The 25,021-nt window shown below is 72.3% G+C and carries 27 protein-coding genes and 1 pseudogene; 24 read left to right on the top strand and 4 right to left on the bottom strand.

Annotated elements, in window-relative coordinates; genetic code table 11:
* The first annotated feature begins 63 nt into the window (after positions 1–63).
* The 6 genes from AC4H2H_RS09635 to AC4H2H_RS09610 all read left to right on the top strand — a co-directional run bounded on the left by AC4H2H_RS09635 (position 64) and on the right by AC4H2H_RS09610 (position 5,118).
* A complete protein-coding gene (locus tag AC4H2H_RS09635) occupies positions 64–699 on the top strand; it encodes a VOC family protein (RefSeq protein WP_494370590.1) in 636 nt (211 codons plus the stop codon).
* On the top strand, positions 696–1,559 hold the full coding sequence (locus AC4H2H_RS09630; protein WP_494370589.1) for a fumarylacetoacetate hydrolase family protein: 864 nt from the start codon (positions 696–698) through the stop codon (positions 1,557–1,559). Before AC4H2H_RS09635 ends, AC4H2H_RS09630 begins: the two co-directional genes overlap by 4 nt.
* Positions 1,559–2,314 carry a GntR family transcriptional regulator gene (locus tag AC4H2H_RS09625; protein WP_494370588.1) on the top strand — a complete coding sequence of 252 codons (756 nt, stop codon included), beginning with the start codon at positions 1,559–1,561 and terminating at the stop codon, positions 2,312–2,314. Before AC4H2H_RS09630 ends, AC4H2H_RS09625 begins: the two co-directional genes overlap by 1 nt.
* A 3-nt stretch (positions 2,315–2,317) precedes the next feature.
* Complete coding sequence (mhpA, locus tag AC4H2H_RS09620; RefSeq protein ID WP_494370587.1) at positions 2,318–3,931, top strand: bifunctional 3-(3-hydroxy-phenyl)propionate/3-hydroxycinnamic acid hydroxylase MhpA; 1,614 nt, start codon at positions 2,318–2,320, stop codon at positions 3,929–3,931.
* A gap of 27 nt (positions 3,932–3,958) precedes the next feature.
* Positions 3,959–4,264 carry a hypothetical protein gene (locus AC4H2H_RS09615; protein WP_494370586.1) on the top strand — a complete coding sequence of 102 codons (306 nt, stop codon included), beginning with the start codon at positions 3,959–3,961 and terminating at the stop codon, positions 4,262–4,264.
* Positions 4,265–4,329: 65 nt separating this feature from the next.
* Positions 4,330–5,118 carry an IclR family transcriptional regulator gene (locus AC4H2H_RS09610; RefSeq protein ID WP_494370585.1) on the top strand — a complete coding sequence of 263 codons (789 nt, stop codon included), beginning with the start codon at positions 4,330–4,332 and terminating at the stop codon, positions 5,116–5,118.
* Between the two features lie 28 nt (positions 5,119–5,146).
* On the opposite strand, the gene AC4H2H_RS09605 is transcribed toward AC4H2H_RS09610, so the two are convergent.
* On the bottom strand, positions 5,147–6,184 hold the full coding sequence (locus AC4H2H_RS09605; protein ID WP_494370584.1) for a helix-turn-helix domain-containing protein: 1,038 nt from the start codon (positions 6,182–6,184) through the stop codon (positions 5,147–5,149).
* Positions 6,185–6,220: 36 nt separating this feature from the next.
* Complete coding sequence (locus AC4H2H_RS09600; protein WP_494370583.1) at positions 6,221–7,261, bottom strand: alpha/beta hydrolase; 1,041 nt, start codon at positions 7,259–7,261, stop codon at positions 6,221–6,223.
* Positions 7,262–7,535: 274 nt separating this feature from the next.
* On the opposite strand from AC4H2H_RS09600, the gene AC4H2H_RS09595 reads away from it, so the two are divergent.
* The 15 genes from AC4H2H_RS09595 to AC4H2H_RS09525 all read left to right on the top strand — a co-directional run bounded on the left by AC4H2H_RS09595 (position 7,536) and on the right by AC4H2H_RS09525 (position 18,867).
* Positions 7,536–8,282, top strand: a complete 747-nt coding sequence (locus AC4H2H_RS09595) for a hypothetical protein (protein WP_494370582.1) — start codon at positions 7,536–7,538, stop codon at positions 8,280–8,282.
* The gene (locus tag AC4H2H_RS09590; protein ID WP_494370581.1) at positions 8,282–8,824 is read left to right on the top strand and encodes a cupin domain-containing protein; all 543 of its coding nucleotides are present in this window, start codon (positions 8,282–8,284) and stop codon (positions 8,822–8,824) included. Before AC4H2H_RS09595 ends, AC4H2H_RS09590 begins: the two co-directional genes overlap by 1 nt.
* 89 nt (positions 8,825–8,913) lie before the next feature.
* Positions 8,914–9,183: a hypothetical protein gene (locus AC4H2H_RS09585; protein ID WP_494364593.1), complete on the top strand. Its 270-nt coding sequence runs from the start codon at positions 8,914–8,916 to the stop codon at positions 9,181–9,183.
* Positions 9,180–10,193: a TAXI family TRAP transporter solute-binding subunit gene (locus AC4H2H_RS09580; protein ID WP_494370580.1), complete on the top strand. Its 1,014-nt coding sequence runs from the start codon at positions 9,180–9,182 to the stop codon at positions 10,191–10,193. Before AC4H2H_RS09585 ends, AC4H2H_RS09580 begins: the two co-directional genes overlap by 4 nt.
* A gap of 1 nt (position 10,194) precedes the next feature.
* Positions 10,195–11,199 carry an NAD(P)/FAD-dependent oxidoreductase gene (locus AC4H2H_RS09575; protein ID WP_494370579.1) on the top strand — a complete coding sequence of 335 codons (1,005 nt, stop codon included), beginning with the start codon at positions 10,195–10,197 and terminating at the stop codon, positions 11,197–11,199.
* 2 nt (positions 11,200–11,201) lie between these two features.
* Positions 11,202–11,537, top strand: coding sequence for a ferredoxin family protein (locus AC4H2H_RS09570; protein WP_494370578.1), 336 nt, complete (start codon positions 11,202–11,204; stop codon positions 11,535–11,537).
* A complete protein-coding gene (locus AC4H2H_RS09565) occupies positions 11,534–12,235 on the top strand; it encodes a class II aldolase/adducin family protein (protein WP_494370577.1) in 702 nt (233 codons plus the stop codon). Before AC4H2H_RS09570 ends, AC4H2H_RS09565 begins: the two co-directional genes overlap by 4 nt.
* Positions 12,232–12,927 carry a DinB family protein gene (locus AC4H2H_RS09560; RefSeq protein ID WP_494370576.1) on the top strand — a complete coding sequence of 232 codons (696 nt, stop codon included), beginning with the start codon at positions 12,232–12,234 and terminating at the stop codon, positions 12,925–12,927. The genes AC4H2H_RS09565 and AC4H2H_RS09560 overlap by 4 nt, the downstream gene beginning before the upstream one ends.
* A 30-nt stretch (positions 12,928–12,957) precedes the next feature.
* Positions 12,958–13,593 carry an MBL fold metallo-hydrolase gene (locus tag AC4H2H_RS09555; RefSeq protein WP_494370575.1) on the top strand — a complete coding sequence of 212 codons (636 nt, stop codon included), beginning with the start codon at positions 12,958–12,960 and terminating at the stop codon, positions 13,591–13,593.
* On the top strand, positions 13,583–14,680 hold the full coding sequence (locus AC4H2H_RS09550; RefSeq protein WP_494370574.1) for a cupin domain-containing protein: 1,098 nt from the start codon (positions 13,583–13,585) through the stop codon (positions 14,678–14,680). Before AC4H2H_RS09555 ends, AC4H2H_RS09550 begins: the two co-directional genes overlap by 11 nt.
* Entirely contained in the window at positions 14,677–15,276 is a 600-nt protein-coding gene (locus AC4H2H_RS09545; RefSeq protein ID WP_494370573.1) for a maleylpyruvate isomerase N-terminal domain-containing protein, read from the top strand. Before AC4H2H_RS09550 ends, AC4H2H_RS09545 begins: the two co-directional genes overlap by 4 nt.
* Positions 15,277–15,286: 10 nt before the next feature.
* Positions 15,287–16,504: an FAD-dependent monooxygenase gene (locus tag AC4H2H_RS09540; RefSeq protein ID WP_494370572.1), complete on the top strand. Its 1,218-nt coding sequence runs from the start codon at positions 15,287–15,289 to the stop codon at positions 16,502–16,504.
* The gene (locus tag AC4H2H_RS09535; RefSeq protein ID WP_494370571.1) at positions 16,501–17,412 is read left to right on the top strand and encodes a fumarylacetoacetate hydrolase family protein; all 912 of its coding nucleotides are present in this window, start codon (positions 16,501–16,503) and stop codon (positions 17,410–17,412) included. The genes AC4H2H_RS09540 and AC4H2H_RS09535 overlap by 4 nt, the downstream gene beginning before the upstream one ends.
* Positions 17,409–18,221, top strand: coding sequence for a CoA transferase subunit A (locus AC4H2H_RS09530; RefSeq protein WP_494370570.1), 813 nt, complete (start codon positions 17,409–17,411; stop codon positions 18,219–18,221). Before AC4H2H_RS09535 ends, AC4H2H_RS09530 begins: the two co-directional genes overlap by 4 nt.
* Positions 18,205–18,867 (top strand): 3-oxoacid CoA-transferase subunit B, encoded by a 663-nt coding sequence (locus tag AC4H2H_RS09525; RefSeq protein ID WP_494370569.1) that lies wholly within the window; start codon positions 18,205–18,207, stop codon positions 18,865–18,867. Before AC4H2H_RS09530 ends, AC4H2H_RS09525 begins: the two co-directional genes overlap by 17 nt.
* Positions 18,868–19,026: 159 nt before the next feature.
* On the opposite strand, the gene AC4H2H_RS09520 is transcribed toward AC4H2H_RS09525, so the two are convergent.
* Positions 19,027–19,539: a hypothetical protein gene (locus AC4H2H_RS09520; RefSeq protein WP_494370568.1), complete on the bottom strand. Its 513-nt coding sequence runs from the start codon at positions 19,537–19,539 to the stop codon at positions 19,027–19,029.
* Between the two features lie 165 nt (positions 19,540–19,704).
* On the opposite strand from AC4H2H_RS09520, the gene AC4H2H_RS09515 reads away from it, so the two are divergent.
* The 3 genes from AC4H2H_RS09515 to AC4H2H_RS09505 all read left to right on the top strand — a co-directional run bounded on the left by AC4H2H_RS09515 (position 19,705) and on the right by AC4H2H_RS09505 (position 24,745).
* A complete protein-coding gene (locus AC4H2H_RS09515) occupies positions 19,705–21,348 on the top strand; it encodes a hypothetical protein (RefSeq protein WP_494370567.1) in 1,644 nt (547 codons plus the stop codon).
* A 160-nt stretch (positions 21,349–21,508) separates the two neighbouring features.
* Positions 21,509–22,978, top strand: coding sequence for a beta-N-acetylhexosaminidase (locus AC4H2H_RS09510; protein WP_494370566.1), 1,470 nt, complete (start codon positions 21,509–21,511; stop codon positions 22,976–22,978).
* 84 nt (positions 22,979–23,062) lie between these two features.
* Complete coding sequence (locus tag AC4H2H_RS09505; RefSeq protein ID WP_494370565.1) at positions 23,063–24,745, top strand: hypothetical protein; 1,683 nt, start codon at positions 23,063–23,065, stop codon at positions 24,743–24,745.
* 1 nt (position 24,746) lies between these two features.
* On the opposite strand, the pseudogene AC4H2H_RS09500 reads toward AC4H2H_RS09505, so the two are convergent.
* Positions 24,747–25,021, bottom strand: a pseudogene (locus tag AC4H2H_RS09500) (phospholipid carrier-dependent glycosyltransferase); the annotation flags it as partial.

Here is a 25,021-nt window from a genome sequence, read left to right as displayed (position 1 = left end):
AAAGCGCAGGTCAGAGCCAACTGTAGACAAAAGAGCCCAGCGTGAATAAGGTGTCGCGTGTCCATGAACTCCAGCGGAGGAGCGATCATGTCGGACAACCGCCGGCGCCGACCGAGGCCGATCACTCGGCCGGTCTTCCATCACACGACCTTCGCGACGTTGAAGCTTGACGAGATGGTCGCGTTCTACGAGAACGTGGCGGGGCTCGAGCCCGTCTACCACGGGCCGGGCGCGGCCTGGCTGACCAACGACGCGGCGAACCATCGCATCGCCCTGCTCGCGCTTCCCGGTCTGAAGGAGCCCGAGGACAAGGGCCACACCATCGGGCTGCACCACACGGCCTTCGAGTACGCGAGCTTCGAGCAGTGGATCGACAACTACGACCGTCTGGCGGCAGAGGGCATCGAGCCGTTCCTCAACCTCGACCACGGCATGACGATGTCGATGTACTACCAGGACCCCGAAGGCAACGGGGTCGAGATCCAGGTCGACGTCTTCGGAGACTGGGCGAGGTCGAAGCAGTTCATGTGGGCGTCGCAGCAGTTCGACGAGAACCCGATCGGGGTCCACTTCGACCCGGCCAAGGTCTCCGCCGCGCGGCGCGAGGGGCTCGGCTTCGAGGAGATCCACGCCAGGGCGACCGCCGGGGAGTACCTGCCGGACGTCGTCCCGGAGGTCTACCTCCCGGAGTTCTGGTGAGCGCGGTGTTCGTCGCGAACGTCGGCGGGCGGCTCAGCCTCCTCGACGGCGTCGGGGCGGTCGACGTGGAGCACGCCAGCGGGGGCCGCTTCGGGCCCGCGCCCGCCGATGCCTACGAGCGCTGGGACGAGTTCGTGGAGTGGATGCGTGCGACGGATCTGGAGACGTCTGTCCGTGCACCCGTGTCGGAGGAGGAGGTCCTGACGCCGGTCCCGCGGCCGAGCCAGATCTTCGCGATCGGGCTCAACTACGCCGACCACGCCTCGGAGTCCCGGATGGAGCTGCCGGAACACCTGGTCGTCTTCACGAAGTTCGGCTCGAGCCTTGCGGGCGCCCGTACCGACGTGCGCCTGACGGGGTCGACCGTGGACTGGGAGGCCGAGCTCGTCGTGGTCGTCGGCCGCGGGGGCCGGGACATCGCCGAGGCGCAGGCGTGGGACCACGTGGCGGGCCTGGCCGTCGGGCAGGACCTGAGCGACCGCACGGTGCAGCAACGCGGCAAGCCCGCGCAGTTCAGCCTCGGGAAGTCGTTCGCCGGCTTTGCGCCCGTCGGCCCGGTGCTCCCGCTCGTCGACGTCGTCGGGCGCGACGCGCTGCGCATCAGGAGCACGGTCACCGGCCGCGACGGCACGGAACGGGTCCTGCAGGACGGTACGACGTCCGACATGGTGTTCCCGGTCCCGGCGATCATCAGCAGGCTCAGCGCCGTGGTCGAGCTGCGGCCGGGCGACCTCATCTTCACGGGCACGCCCTCCGGGGTCGGACTCGGCCGTGACCCGCAGGAGTTCCTCGAGTCCGGGAGCGTCCTCCGCACGGAGATCGAACAGCTCTACCCGATCACGCAGAACATCGTCGGCTGATGGACCGCGACCCCCGCGTCGTGAGCGACGTCTCGGACGATGCGGTGGCGTTCGCGTACCACGCGCTCCGCCGGCAGATCCTCGACGGCACCCTCGCGCCGGGGGCGGTGCTGTCGCAGGTCACGCTCGCACGGTCGATGCAGATCAGCCGGACACCGTTGCGCGAGGCGCTTCGGCAGCTGGCGTCGGAGGGTCTCGTCGCCGGGAACTTCCACCACCGGTTACGGGTCACGGAGCTCGACCTGCACGACTTCGACCAGATCTACGCCCTGCGGATGTCGATCGAGCCGTTGGCGATCCGGGCAACCGTCCCGAGGCTGGGGGACGCCGAGAAGTCTCGGCTCGCCTCCTACGTCTCGGGCATGGACGATGCGATGGCGCACGCGGACATGGCGGACTTCCGGATGAATCACCGGGCGTTCCACCTCGGGCTGGGTGCCCATGCGGGGACCCGGGTCGTCAGGCTGGTCGGTGAGCTGTGGGACCACTCGGAGCGGTACCGGCTGCGCTACCTCCACGCCGAGGTCGGCGATCTCGGCGACGCGTCCGCCGATCGTCTCGCGGTCTCGCAGGCGGAGCATCGCGAGCTGCTCCAGACTGCGGTCGACAGCGACCCGGACGCGTGCGCGCGTGCCTTGGTCTCCCACCTGAACCGGACGCTCGAGTCCGTCGTCGCGGAGCTCCCCGACGAGCAGCAGCCCCGGCTCTCCCGATTCCTCGGGCCGCCGACAACTTCGATCCCCGAAGGGAACTGACACATGGCATCCGGATCACTGGCGATCGGGAGGCGTGAGACGGACTACGACGTCGTCGTCGTCGGCGGCGGCCCCGTGGGGAAGATGGCCGCTCTCATGCTCGGCCGACGGGGTCACTCCGTGCTCGTGCTCGAGCGCAAGGACGACACCTATCCCCTCCCGCGCGCGGTCGCGCACGACGCGGAGATCGCGCGCCTGTTCCAGAGCGTCGGCATGCCCGTGGACTCGATCCCCGACGCCGTCGAGCCCTACGACGACCTCTACGTCTGGGTGAACGCCGCGGGGGAGACCCTGCACCTGGTCGACTGGCGGGGCATCGACACCTCGGGGTGGAACAACACCTACTTCTACAACCAGCCCGCGCTCGAGCGTCACCTGGAGGCTGCGCTGGAGTCGTGCGCGAGCGTGACGATGCGTCGAGGATTCCATGCCGTCGTCGAGAACCAGGACGAGGGCGGTGTCACGGTCTCCGGACCGGACGGGTCGTTCCGAGCGCGCTACGTCGTGGCCGCCGACGGTGCCAACAGTGCGACGCGCCGGCAGCTCGGCATCGAGTGGACGGACCTGGGGTACTTCTTCGACTGGCTCGTCGTCGACGTCCTACCCGGCCCGGGCATGGCGCCGCTGACGATCGCGAAGCAGGTCGCCGACCCCGTGCGCCCGACGACCGTGGTCCCGGCGGGGCCGGGCCGGCGGCGCTGGGAGTTCATGCGTCTGGAGGGCGAGACGCGCGAGGAGCTGACGCAGCCCGAACGCATCTGGGAGCTGTTGCGGCCGTTCGACGTGACTCCCGACAACGCCCGGATCGAGCGCGGCGTCGTGTACACGTTCGCCTCCGGGTGGGCCTCGGAGTTCCGCCGGGGCAGGGTGCTGCTCGCGGGCGACGCGGCGCACCTCATGCCGCCGTTCGCTGGCCAGGGTCTGGCCGCGGGCCTCCGGGACTGCCTCAACCTGTCCTGGAAGCTCGACCTGGTCCTGCGGGGCGTGCTCGACGACGCCGTGCTGGACACCTACGGGTCCGAGCGGGCGGCGCACGTGTCGGACTTCATCGACTTCTCGATCTCGCTGGGCAGGATCATCTGCATCCTGGACCCCGAGGAGGCGGCGCAGCGGGACGCGGCGATGACGGCCGCGCTCGCGTCGGGCAGGGCGCCCGAGCCACCACCGCGCCCGCGGCTGGGCAGCGGGCTCTACCGCGGCGAGCAGGGCGGCTACCTCTCCTGGCAGGGAACCATCGACGTCGAGGACCGGCACGACGTCCGCTTCGACGACGTGTTCGGGTCCGCTGCGCTCATCATCAGGTCCGGCGACGAGGCCGCCGAGCTGTCCGTCGAGCACCTCGAACGGCTGCGCACCCTCGGGATCGCGGTCGTGTGCTTCGACCCCCGCTTCACCGGGTCCCACGGTGTCGCAGCCTTCCGCGACGCGAGCGGCACCTACGCGGAGTGGTTCGCGCACGTCGGCGCCGACGCCGTCCTCGTGCGACCGGACCTGTACGTCTTCGGCACCGAGTCAGGTGCCGGGGCGGCGCGGCGGCTCGCCGAGGCCTACGTGACGACGCTGACCGCCACCGGCGACGCCGCGAGCGGATCCCCCGCTCCCGCCGTCGCCGGCTGAACGATCGACCACTCGGAGAGGAATCGCATGAACAGCTGGTGTGGGGCATGGGACGTCGAGCAGTCCTCGATCGTCGGCACCTTCACGATGGAGATGACCGTGACGGAGGACGCGGGGGTGGTGGACGTCGTCTTCGACTCCCCGCAGGTCGTCTGCACCGTCTCCGACATCCGGTGCGACGACGAGACCCTGACGTTGACGACGCACCTGGTCAAGCCGATCAAGGGAAAGGCGGACGTCGAGCTGACGCTCGGCGGGCCTGACGTGTTCACCGGGACAGGGAAGATGAGGTTCCTTCCCGCGTCCAAGTTCAGCGGGGTGCGTCGCGCGTAGCCGCGGGAGTTCGACCGTGACGACGACGGCCCAGGACATCGTGGGGGTCTGGCATACTCCCAACGATGAACGACGAAGAGCACGGTACGGAGGGCGCCGACCGGCGACCCGAGGCCGTGAGCGCCGTCGCCAAGGCCCTCGAGCTGCTGCGCCTGTTCCTCGACGGCTCGAGCATCCAGGTCGGTGTCGCGAGCAAGCGGCTGGGCCTGTCGCGGTCGACCGTCCACCGGCTCCTGAGCACGCTCGGTTCCTACGGCTATGTCGTGCACGACCCGGTCTCGCGGGTGTACCGCCCCGGGCCGGTGCTGGCCGGCATCGGGCTGGTCGCCGTCACGAGCAACGACCTGCGGACCGTCGGGCGGGCGGCCCTGTCCGAGCTCGCCCGGCAGACCGACGAGACCTCGCACCTGAGCGTCCTGCGCGGCGACCAGATCGTGTGCATCGACAGCATCGAGAGCCGCCAGACCGTGCGCACCGGGAGCAGGCTCGGCTGGACCCTGCCGGCGCACGCCACCGCGGCGGGGCGCGCTCTGCTGGCCGAGCTGTCGGTCGACGAGGTGACGGCTCTGTTCCCCCGCGAGACGATCCCCGCGACCGGGCAGACGCCCGCGCTGCGGCGCAGCGACCTGCTGTCCTCCCTCGAGACCGTGCGGACCCACCGCTACGCCACCAACTTCGGCGAGAGCGAGCCGGACGTGAGCGCTGTCGGCGTGGTCCTGCGGGACCGCCAGGACCACGCACTGGCCGCACTGTCCGTCACGGCTCCTCGCACCCGGGCCGACGAGACCTGGATGCGCGCGACGGCCAAGACAGCGGTCGCCATCGCGGACGAGTTCCGCGGCGTCGTCGCCTAGGCATCTCGCCGGCGGTATACGGGCCGGGCTACGGCATCGCCGGGTTCGCTCGATGTGCGTTGCCGATACGCCGCACGGCGAGTGCGAGCTGGGTGCGAAACTTCCCCTGCTGGTCGGCGATCGCCCATCCGAGGAGGTGGGATGCGCGGGTGACGCGTTCTTGGACGGTGGAGTGGTGCAGGCCGAGCGCCGCCGCGGCATCGCGGATGCTGTCGGTGGTGCTGACGGCCTGGAGGGTTTCCAGCAGCCACGGGGTGGATGCCGCGTATGTCCTGATCCTCCGCACGTCCTCCGGGTCGTCGGCAGCGAGCGGAGCCTTCTCTGCGAGCCAGACCAGCGTGCCGGCCTCGTCGGCCACGACGATCCGCTCCCCGGGGTCGATGCGGGTTCCTTCCGCGGTGAGGGTGAGTGCCGACCATGCGCGCTTCCACGACCGGGGCGCATGGTCTGCCGGCAGGACCGGTCCGATCCCGGCTCTGCTCGAGGCTGCTCTCGCGCGTGCCTCCGCGACGGTGCTCGCGATCATCGGTACAGCCCCGCGCACGGCGGTGACGCACACCGCGGTCCGCGGGGTCAGCCCGAGTCGGTCGAGCGCCTGGTGCCTCAGTTGCTGGGGCGCTCTCGGGTCGACGGCGGTCCTGATCGCAAGGTTCTCGTCCCGCGGTCTGGCCTCTACCGGGCGACCGACGGCCGTCGCGACTGCGAGGAGCGCCCGCTCTGCCACGAGCGCGTCGAGGTGGGTCTCGTTCGGCGCGGGACGTTCGAGCAGAACCTCCAGGGCACCGTCTGCGGTCACAGCGCGGGGCCATGACGGATCCACGTCCACCACGACGGGGGTGGAGGTGCCGTCGGCGGTCACCCGCATCGAGGCACCTCCGGTCCTGTCGATCAGGTTCGCCGGGATGCCCGACAGCGCGGCGGCCGCGCGGACGACGGATCGAGCACCGGCACCGTGCTGACTGAGCTCGTCGAAGTACGCGATGGCCTTCAGCGCCTCGGCCGCTTCCGGCGCCAGTGCGGTGATCCGCGCGGTGAGGTCTCTCATTCGCCCATCCTGCCCCGGCACCCTTCTCCGTGCCGCGATCGGTGGAAGCCTGCCGACTCAGCCGCGGGAACCGTTCCCGGGATCGGGCTGTGCCACGGCGGCCCGCTCGAAGAACCGGGTGAGCCACCTGGTCCGCGCGTCGCGGGTGTCCTTCGACACTGCGGCATACGGGGCGAGCGCGTCGTAGCCGTGGAACCCACCGGCGAAGACGTGCAGCTCCGCGTCGACACCTGCGCGCCAGAGTCGGCTGGCAAAAGTGACCGCCTCGTCCCGGAAGGTCTCGGCCGAGCCGACGTCGATGAAGGTGGCCGGAAGGTCGGCCAGGTCCGTCGCGCGCGCCGGTGCCGCGTACGGCGACACGTCGGGTCCGCCCTGGGCGTCGCCGAGCAGAGCGGTCCATCCGGTCAGGTTGTCTCGACGGTCCCAGGTTCCGCGTCCCTCACCTTGGATCGCCGAGGGGGTGTCGTTCCGGTCGTCGAGCATCGGACACATCAGGAGCTGCCCGGCGATCTTCGGGCCGTGCCGGTCACGTGCCATGAGCGTCGTAGCAGCCGCGAGACCGCCACCTGCGCTGCTGCCGAGCACGACGATCCGCGCAGGATCGATGTCGAGCTCGTCGGCGTGCTCCGCCACCCACACCAGGCCGGCGTAGCAGTCCTCGACCGGGCCAGGGTGCGGGGTCTCAGGCGCCAGCCGGTACTCCACCGAGACGAGGGCGCACCCGAACTGCTCCACCCATTCCAGGTACTCCTCGGAGACCCCGCGGGCGGCGCCCAAGATCATCCCGCCGCCGTGGGTGTAATACAGCGCCGGGGTCGGTCCGGCGGCAGCGGTCGGCTGCACGATGAACAGCCCGACGTCGGGTTCTCCGGCCGGTCCGGGGACGGTCCTCTCGCTCACCTTCAGCGTGCCGGCGTCCACCCGCCGGTCGAGCCCGGACGTGTCCATCCCCGCCATGACCATCTGACGGCCGGCCGCGATCGAGTCGAGACTCGGAAACTTCGGGACGTAGTCGCCCACGACAGCCAGTGCTGCTGCGAGCTCCGGATCGAACGGAACGGGCGCGCCGATCTTCTCAGTTCCACGTGTGTCGCTCACGATGGTGCCTTCCACGTCGTCGGGTCGAGTGCCGCTCGATTGACTCATCCTTCAAGCCCCGACACCACCGCCGCCCGTCGGGATCGCCCCGCCACCTGGCGGGGCGCGGCTCTGCGCCGGTGGCGGGTGCAGCAGCCCTCCGTGCGCGAGGAGCACCCCTCCCGAGATTCGGGCACGCGTGCTTGCTGCGACGCGGATCGCACGCTATCGTTGTTGCAACGAGCGATCCATGTGTCTCCAGGTGACACATGTTCGGAGGTCAAAGGAGACTCTCGTGACGGCAACCGTGAACCCCCCCGAGACCGTGGTGCTGCCAGAGATCACGCCGACGGAGCACGTCAGGCCACCGAGCGGCGCACGCGAGCCGCTCAAGGTGAGCGTGTACGAGCGCATGTCGAAGTCGAACGCGCAGCTGATGCCGATCTTCCCCTACGACGAGGCCGGCGCCATGGTTCCCTGCGGCGCCATGCTGTACGGCGGGGACGAGCGCTTCCACGGGCACTTCTTCCACTGGAACACGGCCTCGGAGCTGCTCGTCGCCTGGGGGTCCAACGAAGCGATGATCCCGACCGGATCGCTCATGGCGACCCAGCCGTTCCACGGCGTGAACTCGTTCATGCGGGACGAGACGAAGGAGGGCGCGTTCGCGTTGGTCACCATCACGCAGCGGCAGTCGTCCGAGGCGGGCCAGCGCGAGGCGCTCTCGGCCAAGTGCGAGAAGTGCAAGCAGGACATCCTCAAGCTCGAGTACGACGCCGCGCCCTTCGGCGCGCCGGACTTCGACGCGACCGCCTTCGGCGACGCGGACGACGTCTTCCGGCAGTTCTCCACGCAGTGGGGTGGCACGGAGTTCGTCCGGCAGCGCAACTCCGACGACGTGCGCATCTGCCGGCACTGCGGCCACGAGAACTACGTGTTCGACCTCAAGCCGTGGGGCTGGGACCGGCTGGTCAACCAGACGCGAGTCTCCAACGCCGCCTTCCACGCGCTGCGGTCGAGCGCGAAGGAGGTGCTCGGCTGATGGCACGACGACGGATGGTGCAGGCCTTCCAGGCCGCGAAGGGCGTGGGGAACTACGCGGACGTCCCCGTGATGCCGGCCGACGTCGACCCCCAGATCACGCTGTCACGCAACACCGAGACGCAGCCGTTCTACCTCGCGTTCGAGGAGGACACGGTGATCGCGCTGATGTCCGGCCGGGCGACGGTCCGGCTCCGCGACTCGAACGTCAACAGCTGGTCGATGATCGCGGGGGACCACGTCTACGTCCCCGCAGGGACGCCGCACCGGCTCGAACCGGTCGAGGAGTGCGTGCTGATCCGCTACATCGGCAACGAGCCCGCCTACCGGGCCGCGATCTTCGCCTGCGAGCGGTGCGGCGAGCAGCTGCACCGCCTGGAGTGGCAGCAGGACCTCGAGATCGACGCGGTCGCGATCTACACCGAGGTCTCGCGCAGGTTCAACGAGGACGTCGAGGCCCGGACGTGCCGGACGTGCGGCACGACGGCCGAGGAGGTCTCGTTCGACCGCCTCGGCTGGGCCTCCGAGCCGCTGGCCGTCTGACCGTCTGACCGCAGCACCGTGGGGAGAGGGCGCACGCCCGTCCGCCTCGTGACCTTTCCGAGACCGTTCGCCGAAGAGAGAAGCAGCAGATGACCACCTACGTCAGCGTCCACCAGGCTCCCGCGCTCGCGCCGGAGGAGGTCGCCTCCTACGTGCCCGAGATCCAGCAGAACACGTTCGCCGAGTTCCAGCAGTGCTTCATCAACCTCGAGCAGGGCTACATCGTCACGGTGTACGAGGGCGACTCGGAGGAGGCGGTCCGCAACGAGTTCGACCGCATCGGCTGGCCGGTCGACACCGTCACGGAGGTCCACCTCTCGGTCGACGCTGCAGGGCTCGCGGCGATCTCCGCGACATGACGGCAACGAGCGAGCATACGGACGCGCCGCGCCTGTCGGCGCCGGTCACGCTGCGCTTCAAGGCCGACTGGGGACAGGCGAACCTGACCCGCATCTCCGGCTGGCTGGCGCAGGAGATCGGGGACCGGGCCCCCAGCGGGTCCGAGTTCTCGATCCACGCCGGACGGGGCGGGGCCGACGCGGTGGACGCGCTCAGCGAGGGAAGGGCCGACATCGCGCTGGTCACCCCCGCGGCTGCGGGCCGTCTGCTGTTCGACGGTACCGGTCCCGCAGGGCGCCCCCCGGCACCGTGGCTCCGGGCGCTCGGCACGATCGCGCACCGCGACCGGCTCGTCGTCGCCGTCGACGCGGACCTCCCCGTGCGCACCGTCGCCGATCTCGCGGACGTCGCCGCCGAGCTGGTGATCGGGACCTCGGCGGACGACGGCGTCAACGCGATCGGCCTGGCGGCGCACCACGCGCTGACGCTGGCCGGTGCCGCCCCGGACGAGCTGCGGCGCTCGGGGGCAACCTTCCGCTACGACGAGCGACCGTTTCCCCTTGTGCACGCGTTCGCGACCGGGTCGATCAACGTGTTGATCACCGAGGCCGTGATGATGCCGGCGTGGCAGCGCATCGCCGACCGACGGGCCGTGCGGTACCTCGAGTGGGGCGACGAGGTCCTCGACGGGTTCGCCGCGCTCGGATGGCCCAGCGCGATCATGGAGGCCGGCTACCTGCCCCTGCTGGACCAGGACCTGTTGACGCTCGACTTCGCCGACTTCCTGCTCCTGTGCCGCGAAGACCTGGACGACGAGGTGGCCTATCTGGCCGCCTGGTGCATGGTGAAGACCAGGCTTGCGCTCGAGGCGCAGTACCAGCACATCCCCGCCGACCGTACCCCGGTCGGCTATCCCCTCGACCCGGCAGAGATGCGCAGGACCCCGGTGCCGCTGCACGCGAGCGCGGCGCGCGCGTACGCCGACCTCGCCGACGAGGGACCTCTGACCGACGGCCTGCTGTGGAGCTGACATGACGATGCGCTGCGAGCTGCTGATCATCGGCGCCGGACCTGCGGGCCTGTTCGCCACCTACTACGCCGGCATGCGGGGCCTCGACGTCGTGCTCGTCGACAGCCTCACGCACCTCGGCGGGCAGGTGGCCGCCCTGTACCCGGACAAGCTCATCTACGACGTCGCGGGCCTGCCGGCGGTGCGCGGGCGCGACCTCGTCTCGGGCCTGGTCGAGCAGGCGATGAGCGCGGATCCGCGGGTCCTCCTCGGCGAGGAGTGCGCGACGCTGACCGACGAGCCCGACGGGTCGGTCGTGGTCACGACCGCCGGCGGCACCAGGATCCAGGCCGGCGCGGTCCTCGTCACGGGCGGGATCGGGCGGTTCACCCCCCGCCCGCTCCCCGCCGTCGACACGTACCCGGGCGGCGGCATCCATCGTGTGGTCGGCCCGGCAGAGGACTACGACGGGCACGACGTGGTGGTGGTGGGCGGAGGGGACAGCGCGGTCGACTGGGCGAACTCGCTCGCCGCGACCGCCAGGTCGGTCACGGTGGTCCACCGCCGCGAACGCTTCACGGCCCACCCGTCCTCGGTCGAGCTGCTGCGAGCCTCGGGCGCCCGGATCATCACGGGAGCCGAGATCCTCGAGGTCGGCGGAGCGCCCGAGGTGCAGCACGTCGTGGTGCGGGACGCGAAGACGGCGGCCCCCGAGGTCCTGGCGGCGTCCGTCGTCATCCCCGCGCTCGGTCACATCGCGTCGCTCGGTCCCCTCCTCGAGTGGGGCCTGGAGATCACCGGGCGACAGATCCAGGTCGGCACGGACATGGCGACCGGAAGACGACGCGTCTACGCCGCCGGCGACATCACCGACTACCCGGGAAAGGTGCGGCTGATGGTCGTCGGGTTCGGCGAGGCCGCGACGGCCGTGAACAACATCGCCGTCGTCCTGCGGCCGGACGAGGACATCTTCCCGGGGCACTCGTCCGAGCTGCCCCGGCTGACGGCCGCAGCGATCGGAGGCTGAGCGTGGCGTACGTGATCGGCGAGGCGTGCATCGACGAGATGGACGGGTCCTGCGTGGACGTCTGCCCTGTCGACTGCATCTACGAGGGGGAGAAGAAGCGCTACATCAACGCGGCCGAGTGCATCGACTGCGGGGCGTGCCTGACGGTCTGCCCGGTCACCGCGATCACCGCACCGCAGGACGGCCACGACCCGGTCTGGGAGCAGGACAACGCCGACTTCTTCACGCTCGCCCTGCCCGGCAGGCCCGAGCCGATCGGCGATCCCGGCGGTGCGTCGGGCCTCGGCCCGCTGGGTGTGGACACGCCCCTGGTCGCCCGACGAGCAGCGGGCTCGTGACGGCGCCGACGACCCGAGCCGACGACGTCGTGGCGGCCTGCGCCGCGCTCGACGCCGCCGGCCTGGGCGACCTCGTGTGGGGCCACCCGTCGGTGCGCGACGACGGCGGCCGGGGAGCGTGGATGAAGGCCGCCGGCTACGGCTTCGGCGAGGTCGACGACGCCCGCGTGGTGCTCGTGTCGTGGACCGGCGAGGTGCTCGCGGGCTCCGGGCGGCGGCACCTGGAATATCCGATCCACACCGAGATCTACCGCGCGCGCCCCGACGTGCAGGCGGTCGTGCACACCCACGCGCCGTCGCTGGCCGCGTTCGCCTCGCTCGACGTCCCCCTGCACCCGCTGTCCCACGACGCGGTCCCGTTCATGCAGCCACCGCTGGCGCGCCTGACGTCGGTGACCGGGTCGCTGATCTCGACGCCAGATCTCGGTGCGGCGACCGCCGCGGCGCTCGGCGCGGCGAACGGGGTCCTGCTGCCCGCCCACGGCGCCGTCACCGTCGGGCCCGACGTCGCGTCCGCCGTCATGCATGCCGTGCTGCTCGAGCGCGCCTGTCGGACCGAGCTCGCCGCTCTCGCCGCCGGTGGGCCGCGAGTCTGGTCGGACGAGGAGGAGACGGCGGCCAAGCGCGACGAGGTCTGGACCTCCGCGCAGCTCGAGGCGGGCTTCCGCTATCTCGTGCGTCGAAGGGGGGCATCGTGACGGGCCCGCGCGGTCCGGCAGCCACCGTGGACCCCGACGTCGTCGTGGCGGCTCTCGACCGCGAGACGGCCGTGCTCCTCGGCCACATGCTCGACGCGTTCCTCGAGCTGGACCTGCAGGGCGAGCAGGTCCGCCCCGGGATCACGGGGGGCCACGTCCTGACCTACCTGGCACGCGAGGCGGACCGGATGGCCGACGAGCTCCTGCTCGCCACGGACCGACCTGTCCCACCGGTGGACGGCGAGCGGCGGTGGGACGTGGAGTACGGCGGCCTGCGCCCGGGGGCCGTCCTCGTCGACGACCTCATCGAGGCCTGCGCGCGCCTGACCGAGGCGGTCTCCGGCGTGGGCGACTGGGAGGTGCTCGACGCGGCCTCCCGCGCCGTCCCGGGTCGCCGACTCGTTCAGGTCGTGGTCCACCATGCCGATCTGCGGCGACCGTGGGACGCCGTGCCGCCCGAGGACGCCGCGATCGCGGTGTCGCAGCTCGGCACCGTCCTGGCGGAGGACCGCGGGAGCGTCCGGCTCCGCGCCCACCCGGGCGCGGCCCTTGACACCCGGGAGTCGGCCGACGGCGCGACGGTCGTCACCGGTGACCCACGGCTCCTGCTGGCCTGGGCGTCCGGCCGGACCGCCGGCGTCGACCTGGCGGGCGCGGACCTTCCCGCGCTCGCGGGTCGTCCCTGGTTCTGACCTATCACATCGAGCGAGGAGACGGATTCGATGATCGTCACGCACTTCGGGCACGCCACCGTCCTGGTCGAGACCGGTGCGGGTGTGCGGGCCCTGTTCGACCCCGGCACCTACGCCCGCGGGTTCGAGGAGCTCGACGCACTCGACCTCATCCTGGTCACGCACCCGCATCCCGACCACGTCGACGCCGCGCGGCTCCCCGCACTGCGTGACGCGAACCCCCAGGCGGTGCTGGTCGCGAACGAGGAGGCCGTTGCCGCAGCCGGACCGGGTCGCGAGGGCGACCGGGTCGTCGTCGACGGGTCGGCCCTCGACATCGCCGGTGCCCGCGTCGAACCCACCGGCCGGACGCACGGGACGATCCACCCGGCGCTGCCACCCGTCGCCAACACGGGGTTCGTCCTCGACGGGCAGGTGTGGCACCCCGGTGACGCGTTCGACGCCGATCCTCGGCCGGTGGACGTGCTCCTGCTCCCCGTGGGCGGCCCGTGGATGAAGATCTCCGAAGCCATCGACTTCGCGCGCGCCGTCGGCCCGCGCGTCGTCGTCCCCATCCACCAGGGCGGTCTGGCCGACGTGCACCGCGAGCTGCACTACGGGCTGCTGCGCGCGCTCGTCCCGGCGGAGCTCGTCGTCCTCGAGACGGGGGTGGCCCGTGAGCTCTGACCTCGAGAACCTGCAGAACGCCGAGCTCGAGGCGACGCCCGAGCTCGAGCAGCTCTACGCCGACTTCGCCGCCCACCACCTCGCGCCGCTGTGGACGCAGGCGTCGGAGGTGCTCACCTTCCACCCTCGGTCGGACGCCGTCCCGTTCGTGTGGCGCTGGGACGACCTGTACCCGCTGGCGGCGCGCTCGGGCGAGCTCGTCCCCGTGGGACGTGGCGGGGAGCGGCGGGCGATCGCGCTGGCGAACCCCGGCCTCGGGGGCGCGCCGTACGCCACTCCCACGATCTGGGCCGCGATCCAGTACCTCGGGCCGCGCGAGACCGCGCCCGAGCATCGCCACGCCCAGAACGCGTTCCGGTTCGTCGTGGAGGGAGAGGGCGTCTGGACCGTCGTCAACGGCGACCCGGTCGCGATGCGCAGGGGCGACTTCCTGCTCACGCCGGGCTGGAACTTCCACGGTCACCACAACGACACCGACTCGCCGATGGCCTGGATCGACGGCCTCGACGTCCCGCTCTCGGACCACATCGACGTCGGGTTCTTCGAGTACGGCACCGAACGGGTCACCGACGAGTCGAGCCCGGAGGTCTCGCGGTCCGAACGGCTGTGGGCGTACCCCGGTCTGCGACCCCTGTCGGGACTCGACGACCGGGTGAGCTCGCCGATCGCGGCCTACCGCTGGGAGTACACGGACCGGGCCGTCACCGAGCAGCTCCGGCTCGAGGACGAGGGGCATCCGGCGACCGTCGAGCAGGGGCACGCCGCGGTCCGGTACGTGAACCCGACGACGGGCGGGGACGTCATGCCGACGCTGCGGGCGGAGTTCCACCGGCTGCGGGAGGGTGCGACGACCCCGACGCGGCACGAGGTCGGGTCGTCGGTGTGGCAGGTCTTCGACGGCCGGGGGACCTTCGTGATCGGCGGCGTCCGGCACGCCGTGGGCAGGGGCGACCTCGCGGTCGTCCCGTCGTGGGTGCCGTGGTCGATCGAGGCCGAGGAGACGTTCGACCTCTTCCGCTTCAACGACGGCCCGATGATCGAGCGCCTCGGGTTCGCACGCACGCACGTCGTGGACGCCGAGCGATGACGGGGGCGCGCACGGCGCTGGGCGGCCCGACGCAGGACCTGCTGCTCGCGTACCGCGGCACCGCGTACTTCCTGCGTCAGCTCGCACTGCTGCCCGAGCGCGCCTACGACGAACCCGGCCACCCGGACGCCCCCGCCGATCGTCGCACGACGATCGCGACGGTCGGCTACGACGCGCGCGGCTGGGCACACCTCGCACAGGCCCTGCGCGAGGGGCGCCCCGTCGCGACGTCCTTCGCGCCGGGGGAGCGCGAGGCCGCCATCTCGTCGGGCGCCACGCTGCCCCCGCGAGCCCTGCGGCACCTGGTCGAGCACGCGGCGGTGCACCTCGCGGTGGAGTGGCGCGACCTGCCGGCCGACGCCTGGGACGGCGAGGGCCGGGACGGGGACGGCGCACCCCTGCGCGTCGACCGGACGCCGTGGCTCCGGGCCCGGCAGACCTGGCTCGCGGCCGTCGACCTCGGCAACGGCGGACGGTTCGCCGACCTCCACCCGGATCTGCTCGAGCGGCTCGCCGTCGAGCAGGGGGCGCAGGGACGTGCTGCAACAGGTCGTGCGCCGGCATCCCGCCGCGTCGACGCCCTCGGTCGAGCGTGAAGGAGCAGTCATGACACACGAAGATCACGACGTGGTCGTCGTCGGGGGCGGGATCGGGGGCCTGGGCACGGGCCTCGCGCTCGCGCGCACCGGCCTGCGGGTGCGCGTCCTCGAGCGGGCACCGCAGTTCTCCGAGGTCGGGGCAGGGCTCCAGGTGGGGCCCAACGCCGTCCGCGCTCTCGACCGGCTGGGCGTGCTCGATGCCATCTACGCCACGGCGGTCTTCCCGCGGCGCGGCGTGCTGTCCAGCGCCGTCACCGGCGAGGTGCTGAGCACCCTCGACCTCGGCGACGCGTTCTCCGAGCGGTTCGGCTACCCCTACGTCGTCCTGCACCGCAACGACGTGCTCACCCCGCTGCTCGACGCGTGCCGGGAGCACCCCGACGTCACGCTCGAGACGAACCGCGCCGTCGTCGAGGTCACCGACGAGGGGATGCGGATGCGGGTGCGCTGCGAGGACGGGTACGAGGTGACGGCGCGGCTCGTCGTCGGCGCCGACGGGCTCAACTCGAGGGTGCGCCGGCTGATCGCCGTCGACGAGCCCGTCTTCAGCGGGTACGTCGCGTTCCGGGCCGCGACCCCGATCGAGCCGACGTCGGCGCGCGAGGACCTGTCCGACGTCCGCCTCTGGATCGGCCCGGACGTCCACCTCATGCAGTACCCGGTGCGCAGCGGGTCGATGTACAACCAGGTCGCCGTCTTCCGCACCGCCCGGCAGACCGTGGGTCGTGACGGGTGGGGCTCGAGCGAGGAGCTGCTCGAACGGTTCGCCCCCATGTGCGAGGCGGTCCGGACCGCGGTCGCCGCCCACGCCGACGCCACGGCGTACCCGAACTTCGACAAGGACCCGCTGAGCACGTTCGTCGCCGGCCGCGCGGTGCTCATCGGCGATGCCGCGCACCCGATGCTGCAGTACCTGGGGCAGGGTGCGTGCCAGGCGCTCGAGGACGGCCTGACCCTCGCGGCGGTCCTCGGCGGCCAGGTCGACGACGTCTCCGGCCTGGCGCGGTACGACGCCCTCCGCGTGCCGCGGACCACCCGCTGCCAGCGGGCCGCCCGCCCGTGGGGTGCCTCGTGGCACACGCAGGACCCGATGCTGCGCGCGTACCGCGACCGCTACCTGCGGATGCGTGCACCGGACGACTACAGCGAGCTGGCGTGGCTGTACGACGACGCTCTCGAGAACCTGCTCGGACCCGCACGACGAGAACTGGAGCCCCGCCGATGAAGCTGGCCAGCATCCTCACCCCCGACGGCGAGCTCCGGCTCGGCGTCGTCGACGGCGAGCACGTCGTCGACGTCACCCCACGGCTCGGGGAGCAGTTCCGGCACGCGGGCGTCAGCCCCCTGCGCGCCCTGCTCTCTCGCCCCGAGCCGCCCGCGGCGATCCTCGGCGACCTCGACGGCGAACGCGTGCCGGTGTCCCAGGTGCGGTTCGCGCCGGTCGTCCCGGACCCGAGCAAGATCATCGCCGCCCCGGTCAACTACCGCGACCACCAGGCGGAGATGCAGGAGGACTTCCACATCGACGCCCTGGGGATCTTTCTCAAGGCGTCCTCGTCGGTCCTCGGGTCGGGCGGGACGGTGCGCCTGCCCTACACGGACCGTCGTTTCGACCAGGAGGGCGAGCTGGCGCTCGTCATCGGCCGCACGGCGTCGCACGTCCCCGTCGAGACGGCGCTCGACCACGTCGCGGGCTACACGATGCTGCTCGACATGACGATGCGTGGCGGAGAGGACCGCTCGACGCGGAAGTCCTTCGACACCTTCTCGCCCGTCGGCCCCTACCTGGTCACGCCGGACGAGGCGGGGCACCCGGACGCGATGCGGCTGCGCACCTGGGTGAACGACGACCTGCGCCAGGACGCCGACGTCAGCGACCTGATCTGGGACGTCCCCCGGCTCATCGCGTACGCCTCCTCGGTCATGACCCTGCACCCGGGTGACATCGTCACGACGGGTACGCCGGCGGGCATCGGACGGGTCGCCGACGGCGACCGGATCGCCGTGGAGGTCACCGGGCTGGGTCGCCTCGAGGTCGCCGTGTCGAGCGAGGGGGCGGTGAGCTGCCCGACGAAGGGGGCGAACCGGGGTCCCAAGCCGCCGCAGACCGTCACTCCGGTCCGGACGCGATGACCCGCGCGGGAGGCGCAGGGCTGGACAAGGTCCTCCCGTCCGTGGCCCTTGCGGTGGAGGACATACCCGACGGAGCGTCGGTGGCCGTGGGGGGATTCGGGCTCTCGGGGAACCCGATGGCGCTGATCGAGGCCTTGCTGGCGCGGCACGTCCGCGACCTGTCGGTCGTGTCCAACAACTGCGGCGTGGACGACTGGGGTCTCGGCCTGCTACTGGCCGCCGGGATGATCCGGAAGATGACCTCGTCGTACGTCGGGGAGAACCGTGAGTTCGCCCGACAGTACCTCTCCGGCGAGCTGGAGCTCGAGCTCGTTCCCCAGGGAACGCTCGCGGAGAAGCTGCGCGCGGGAGGGGCAGGCGTGGCGGCGTTCTTCACCCCGACGGGGGTGGGGACGCAGGTCGCCGAGGGCGGGCTGCCGCAGCGCTACGACAGCGAAGGACGCGTCGTGCAGGCGTCGTCGCCGAAGGAGGTGCGCCGGTTCACGACGGCGGGCGTGGCTCGGGAGTTCGTGCTCGAGGAGTCGATCACCACCGACTACGCCCTCGTTCACGCGGTCCGGGGAGACCGCTACGGCAACCTGGTCTTCTCCAAGGCAGCCCGGAACTTCTCGCCGGTCGCGGCGACGGCGGGACGGGTGTGCATCGCCCAGGTCGAGGAGCTCGTCGAGCCTGGGCAGATCGATCCCGACCAGGTTCACCTGCCGGGCGTCTACGTCCATCGCGTGGTGGCTGTCGGCACGGGGATCGAGAAACGGATCGAGAAGCGCACCGTACGGAAGGCGGAGGTCGGCGATGGCACTGACGCGTGAGCAGATGGCCGCTCGGGCGGCGGCGGAGCTCGCCGACGGCGACTACGTCAACCTGGGCATCGGCCTGCCGACGCTGGTGCCGAACTACCTCCCCCACGGTCGGCAGGTGATGCTGCAGTCGGAGAACGGCATCCTGGGGGTGGGCCCGTACCCGGCCGAGGACGACGTCGACCCCGACCTGATCAACGCCGGCAAGGAGACCGTCACCGTCCTGCCGGGGGCGTCGTTCTTCGACTCCGCCACCTCCTTCGGGATGATCCGAGGCGCGAAGATCGACATCGCCATCCTCGGAGGGATGCAGGTCTCCGCCACCGGAGATCTCGCGAACTGGACGGTCCCGGGCAAGATGATCAAGGGCCCGGGCGGAGCGATGGACCTGGTCCACGGTGCCCAGCGCATCATCGTCCTCATGGAGCACACGGCGAAGGACGGCTCGGCCAAGATCGTCGGCTCCTGCTCCCTCCCGCTGACGGGAAAGGCGGTCGTTCACCGGGTCATCACCGACCTGGCGGTCTTCGACATCACGCGTGACGGGCTGGAGCTCGTCCAGCTCGCCCCGGACGTCGGCGTGGAGCAGGTGCGCGAGCGTACCGAGCCGGGCTTCTCGGTCAGTGCGGGGCTGTCCATCGTGAAGGTCGGGGCGTGAGCGGCCACCCGACGAGGTGATGGTCGCCGTCGCCGCCGGGAAGCCGCAGACAGGGCTGTTCCTCCGCTGGCTGCGTGCCAGCTCGTCGACGAAGGCCCCCGCCGTGGGTGGGGGCCCTCGTCGACGTGCTGCGGGTGTCCCGTGCGGCCTCCGGACCGGTCAGGGGCAGGTGACGGACTCGCCCCGGACCTCGACGACCGTCCCGGACGGCTGGCCAGAGCACGCGTCCACGACCTCTTGGGCGACCTCCCCGATCGTGCTGAAGAAGATGATCGAGCCGATCACGGTGGCGACCAGGACGACGGCGCCCACGATGATGCCGGCGAGCGCGATGCCGTTCTTGTAGCCCGCCTTCTTCGACTTGTTGAGCGCCACGATGCTGAGGATCAGACCGACGATCGACAGGCAGCCGAGGAACGACAGGATGAGGCCGACGATGCCCATGGTCTTGCCCGGGTCCTGGGCGGGTGCCGCGTAGCCCGGGCTGCTCCCGGGGACCGGGCTCGCCTGCGGCGCGCCGTACTGCGGGGCCTGGGGCGGCTGCGACGCGCCGTACTGGGGGGCCTGCGGCGGCTGCTGAGGCTGGCCGGGCTGGGGCGCGCCGTAGGCGGGCGGACCGGTCGGCGTCCCGCCGGGCTGCGGGTTCTGGTCGGGCTGGTCGGGGGTCGACATGCGATCTCCTCGGCGGTGGGGATGGGCCCGGCCAGTATGCCGGTCCGGTCCCGCCGCCGTCTCGACATCTGACGGCGCGTCCGGCCCTGGCCGCGCCTGCCCGCCGTCACGAGTCCCTCACATCCTCCGGTCGGCGGGGTGCGCGCCGTACGCGATGATGGGGTCGTGAACTCTCGGAAGGTCCGATTCGTCCCCGTCGCGCTCCCTGCCGTGCTCACCGTGTGCGCAGGGGCGGTCCTGGGCGGCTGTGCTGCGGAGAGTGCGGAGGCCGACGGCCCGACGTCGGGCGAGACGGGGCTCGTCGCACGCGCCGCGGAGCCGAGCGACAGCGTGCTCGTGCTCGGCTCGACCGACCCCGCCGAGCTCGCCCTCACCGCGAGCCAGTCCTTCTTCGCGACCGCCCCGGTCGTCGTGCTCGCGCGCGCGGACGACGCCGCCGCGCGGGCGACCGCGGCCGCCGCCGCGGTCGAGCTCGCCGCGCCCGTGCTCCTCGTCGGCGGCGCCATCTCGGACGGCGGGCTGCGCACCGAGCTGGGCCGTCTCGGGGCCGCGGCCGTCGTCGTGGTGGGGGAGGACGAGGTGCCGCCCGGTCAGGAGCCGGCCGACGAGGGCGCGTCGTCACGCGGCGCGTCCCTGGGCGCGGTCGACAAGGTCGAGGAGGTGCCGCTCGACGTCGACGCGCTGGGCGCCACCGGCATCCTCGACCCGCACGACCTCGACGACGTCCTCGCCGCTCTCCCCGAGCGTGGTGAGCCCGAGACGCTCACCGAGGTCCTCGTCCTCACGGAGCCCGGCGCCCTCGCCGAGCCGGGAGGAACGCAGTCCGCCGCCCTCGCGACCGCGCGGGCCGCCGGCGCCGTGCCGCTCGAGGTGCCGCAGGGCGACCCGCGCTCGTCCGCGGCCGTCGTCGAGGAGATCTCGGCGGCGAAGGCGCTCGCGGTCGTGGGCATCGGCGCGAGCTTCGGCACCGCGGACGACCTCGGATGGCGCCTGGACGTCGCCGAGGCCGGCGCGCTGCTCCCGAGCGGCACGCAGCTCGTCCTGGCCGACGGCGTCCGGTACGTCGTCGTCGGCGCGGACGCGGTGACGCAGGGCCTCGACTCCGTGGGGGAGGAGGAGGTGGCCGACGCGATCGAGCGGGCGCAGGAGGCTGTCATGCCGTACGCGCAGGCCGCGCCCCAGGGCGCGCCGGAGGGTGTCGTCGTGCCGGTGCTCGAGGTGCCGGCGACGCGGGAGTCGTCGACCGCCGGGAGCGACCGCGACTACTCGACGGAGATCCCTCCGGAGGAGCTCCTGCCGCTCGTGGACGCGGCTACGGCCGCCGGGGTCCTCGTGGTGCTGCGGTTCGAGCCGGGCCGGTCGACGTTCGACGAGCAGGTCGCCGAGTACGCGGACGTCCTCGCCCGTCCGACCGTGGGCGTGGTGCTCGACGTCGAGGCGCGCCGCGCTACGCAGGGTTCGGGCTCCGGCACGGTCGGGTCGGCCGAGCTCACGGCGGCCGTCGAGGCCGTCGGGACGATCGTGCGTACGGAGTCGCTCCCGCAGAAGCTCGTCGTCGTGCAGCGCCCCGACGCGGACGCGATCCAGGACGCCGGCGCCCTCGACGTCGGCTCCGGCGAGGTGGCGGTCGTGCTGCAGTCCACGGCGGGCGGCGGCTACGGTGCGCGCGTGCAGGACTGGGAGGAGCTCCTCGACGACCTGCCCGACGGCGTCGTGGGCGGCTGGACGACCGGTTCGTCCGACCCGGCGCGTGACGTCGACGGCGTGCTCTCGCTCGAGCCGAGCCCGCGCTACGTCGCGGCGGGCTGACGGTCCTCCTCCCGGGGCCGGCGACGCTTGGTCGCGCTCCGGTGTCGGGGTTAGGGTGTGCTCCTAGCAAAACCGAATCGTTTCGACCGCCCGCCGCACCGTCGCGTCCGGTGTTCGCGCACGGTCCTTGACGCGCCAGCCCACGACAACGAGGTTCTCGATGGTCTCGATCATCCCCCAGCCCCTGCAGGTCCGGGCCGGAAACAGGTACGTCTCCGTCGACTCCTTCGACGTCCGCTCGACCGGGCTCGCGCGGGCACCCTGGTTGACCGGGCTGGCCGGCGAGATCCTGGCCGGTGTCGTCGCCCGGCCCGCCGTCGAGGGTGCTGCCGACCGCGCTGGGTCGCCGACCGCCGTCGTGCTGGAGATCGACGAGACCGCCGGGCCCGAGGGCTCGACGAGCGCCGAGCGGTACAGCCTCGTCGTCGACACGGACGGGGTGACGCTCTCCGCGCCCGAGCCGGCCGGTCTGCTGCATGCCGTGCACACGCTGCGCCAGCTCGTCGAGGCTCCCGGCGCGGGCGAGCAGGCCGCCCGGGTGCCCTCCGTCGTCGTGCACGACGCGCCCCGGTACCCGTGGCGCGGCTTGTCCGTGGACGTCGCGCGGCACTTCTTCGGCGTCCCGGAGCTCGAGGCCGTGATCGACGTGGCCTCGTCCTACAAGCTCAACGTGCTGCACCTGCACCTCACCGACGACCAGGGCTGGCGGATCGAGACGCCGTCGCGGCCCGAGCTCGCGAAGCTCTCGTCCGGGAGCGACGTCTCCGGCGGCACGGGGGGCCGCCTCTCCCTGGCCGACTTCCACCTCCTGCAGGACTACGCGGCCGAGCGGTTCGTGAGCGTCGTCCCCGAGATCGACGTGCCCGGCCACATCAACGCGGCGACGCACGTGTACGGCGAGCTCACGCCCGACGGCACCCCGACCGAGGAGTACTCCGGCGTCGAGGTCGGCTTCTCGCGGCTCACGTTCGACCTGCCCGCGACGGAGCCGTTCCTGCGGGACGTGCTCACCGACCTCGCGCACGCGACCGACGGCGAGCACGTCCACTTCGGCGGGGACGAGGTGCTGAAGATGGAGCCCGCGGAGTACGCGCGCTTCGTCGAGCTGTGCGAGCGGATCGTGCTCGAGGCGGGGAAGAAGCCGGTGGCGTGGCAGGAGGTGGCGAAGGCGCCCCTGCGTCCCGGGACGATCGTGCAGTACTGGGACACGCACCCGGCGGACCTCACCTACCTCGTCGACGCCGCCCGGGCGGGGGCGCGCGTGCTCCTGTCGCCGGCGAACCGCGTCTACCTCGACATGAAGTACACCGCGGACTTCCCGCTGGGCCAGGAGTGGGCCGGCCTCGTCGAGGTCCGCGACTCCTACGCCTGGGAGCCCGAGGACGTCGTGCCGGATCTTCCCGCGGCGTCGATCGAGGGGGTCGAGGCGGCCGTCTGGACCGAGCGGATCCCCGCGCTCGACGACCTGTTCACCATGCTCCTGCCCCGGCTCACCGCCGTCGCGGAGGTCGCCTGGACCGCGCCCGAGCGCAAGGACTGGGACGACTACCGCCGCCGCGTCGCGGTCGAGGCCGCGACGTGGCGACGTACCGGCACCGCCTTTCACGAGTCGCCGCAGATCGACTGGTGACGGCGCCGCGCTCGGTGGCGGGCGACACGCCTCGCTGTCGCCGCTGAGGTCGCGAACCCCGCGCAGGGTTGCGAGCATCGAGCGATGCCCCCCGCGACGCCCCGTGCTTCCGTCCTCACCCGTGCGCGCCCGACCCGACGCGGCGGCGCCCTCGCCGTGACGGCTGTGCTCGCTCTGGGGCTCGCCGCGTGCACGGGGGGCGGCTCGCCGCAGCCGTCGCCGGACGCCACCGACACCACGGGCACGACGAGCGCGCCCGCCCCGGCCACGGCACGCGCCGCGACGCCCGAGGGCACGGTGACGGTCCCGGAGCAGGAGACCGACGCTCTCGCTCTCGCCGCGAGCCGGACGTTCTTCGAGTCGGCGCCACTCGCCGTCCTCGTCCCGGCGGACGCCGCGTCCGACGCCGGTGCGCTCGGCGTCGCCCAGGCGGCGGCGGAGCGGGTGGCCGGTCCGGTCCTGGTCGGAGGTGCGGCCGTCCCTCCGGGCGATCTCGCCGAGGAGCTGCGGCGTCTCGCGGTCGAGGGCGTCGTGGTCGTCACGCCGGGCGGCGACGCCGGGGCCGGGGCGGCGGCGCCGCCGTCGGACGTCCCCGACGGCGTGGCCACCGCGTCCGTGGACCCGGCGACCCTCGCGCCCGGCGGCCAGGTCGACGAGGGGGCGCTCGACGCGGCGCTCGACGCGGCGCTGGCGGACCTGCCCGTGGCGGGCGACCCCGAGACGTCGGCGGGCGTGCTCGCGCTCACCGACCTGGCGACCACGCCGGGAGGCGGTCCGGCCGCCGCGACCGCCCGCGCGTCGGGGGCCACCGTGCTCGACGTGCCCGGGGGCGACCCGCGCGCGACCTCCGCGAGCGTGCAGGGGGTCCACGCCGCCGCGGCGGACGGCGGTCCGACGGCCACCGTCGGCCTCGGGCCGTCGTTCGGGAGCCCCGACGACCTCGCGTGGCGCGTCGAGACCGCGGCGACCGGCGTCGAGCTGCCGGGCGGCGGACAGCTCGCCCTGCCGGGCAAGCGGTACGTCGCCCTGTACGGGTCGCCCGGCGCGCCCGTGCTGGGCGTGCTCGGTGAGCAGGACGCGCCGGCGACCATCGCGCGCGCCCAGGAGCACGCGGCCTGGTACCAGGGATTCACGGCCGAGCCCGTCGTCCCGACGCTCGAGATCATCACGACCGTCGCCTCGGGGAGCGCGGGCGGGGACGGGAACTACTCGAACGAGCGGTCGGCCGACCTGATCCGGCCGTACGTCGACGCCGCGCGCGACGCGGGCGTGTACGTCGTGCTCGACTTCCAGCCCGGGCGCACGGACTTCCTCACGCAGGTGCGCGCCTACGAGGACCTCGTCGTGGAGCCGCACGTCGGCGTGGCGCTCGACCCGGAGTGGCGGCTCGCGCCGGACCAGGTCCACCTCGCGCAGATCGGGTCGGTCGGCGTGGACGAGGTGAACGCCGTGGGCGACTACCTCGCGGGGCTCGTGCGCGAGCGCGACCTGCCGCAGAAGATCTTCCTGCTGCACCAGTTCCGGACGGCGATGATCACCGACCGCCAGCGCCTCGACACCGCCCATCCCGAGCTCGCGACCGTGATCCACGCCGACGGGCAGGGCGGCCAACAGGCGAAGGCCGCGACGTGGGCCAACCTCCACCGCGACGCCCCGCCGGGGGTGTTCTGGGGCTGGAAGAACTTCTACGACGAGGACGCGCCCATGCTCACGCCCGAGCAGACGTGGGCGGTCCAGCCGACACCGGACTTCATCAGCTACCAGTGAGTCAGATCCAGCTCGGCAGCCACATGTGCATGTTCCAGAACCAGTAGGGGACCTGCCACCCCGTCCAGACCGGGTAGAAGAACACGCTCACCACGCCGATCGTCGTGAGGAGGACCGTGATCGCGACGCGTACCCGCGAGCGGGCCGCGGCGTCGCGCTCCGTCCGTTCCAGCGCGACCGTCAGCACGTAGACGAGCGTGAGCACGACCCACGGCGTGAAGACGATCGAGTAGAAGGTGAAGATGGTCCGCTCGGCGTAGAGGAACCACGGGGCCC

The organism is Cellulosimicrobium sp. BMG9.22, from assembly GCF_059159975.1.
This window is presented reverse-complemented; position numbering and strand designations above follow the sequence as displayed.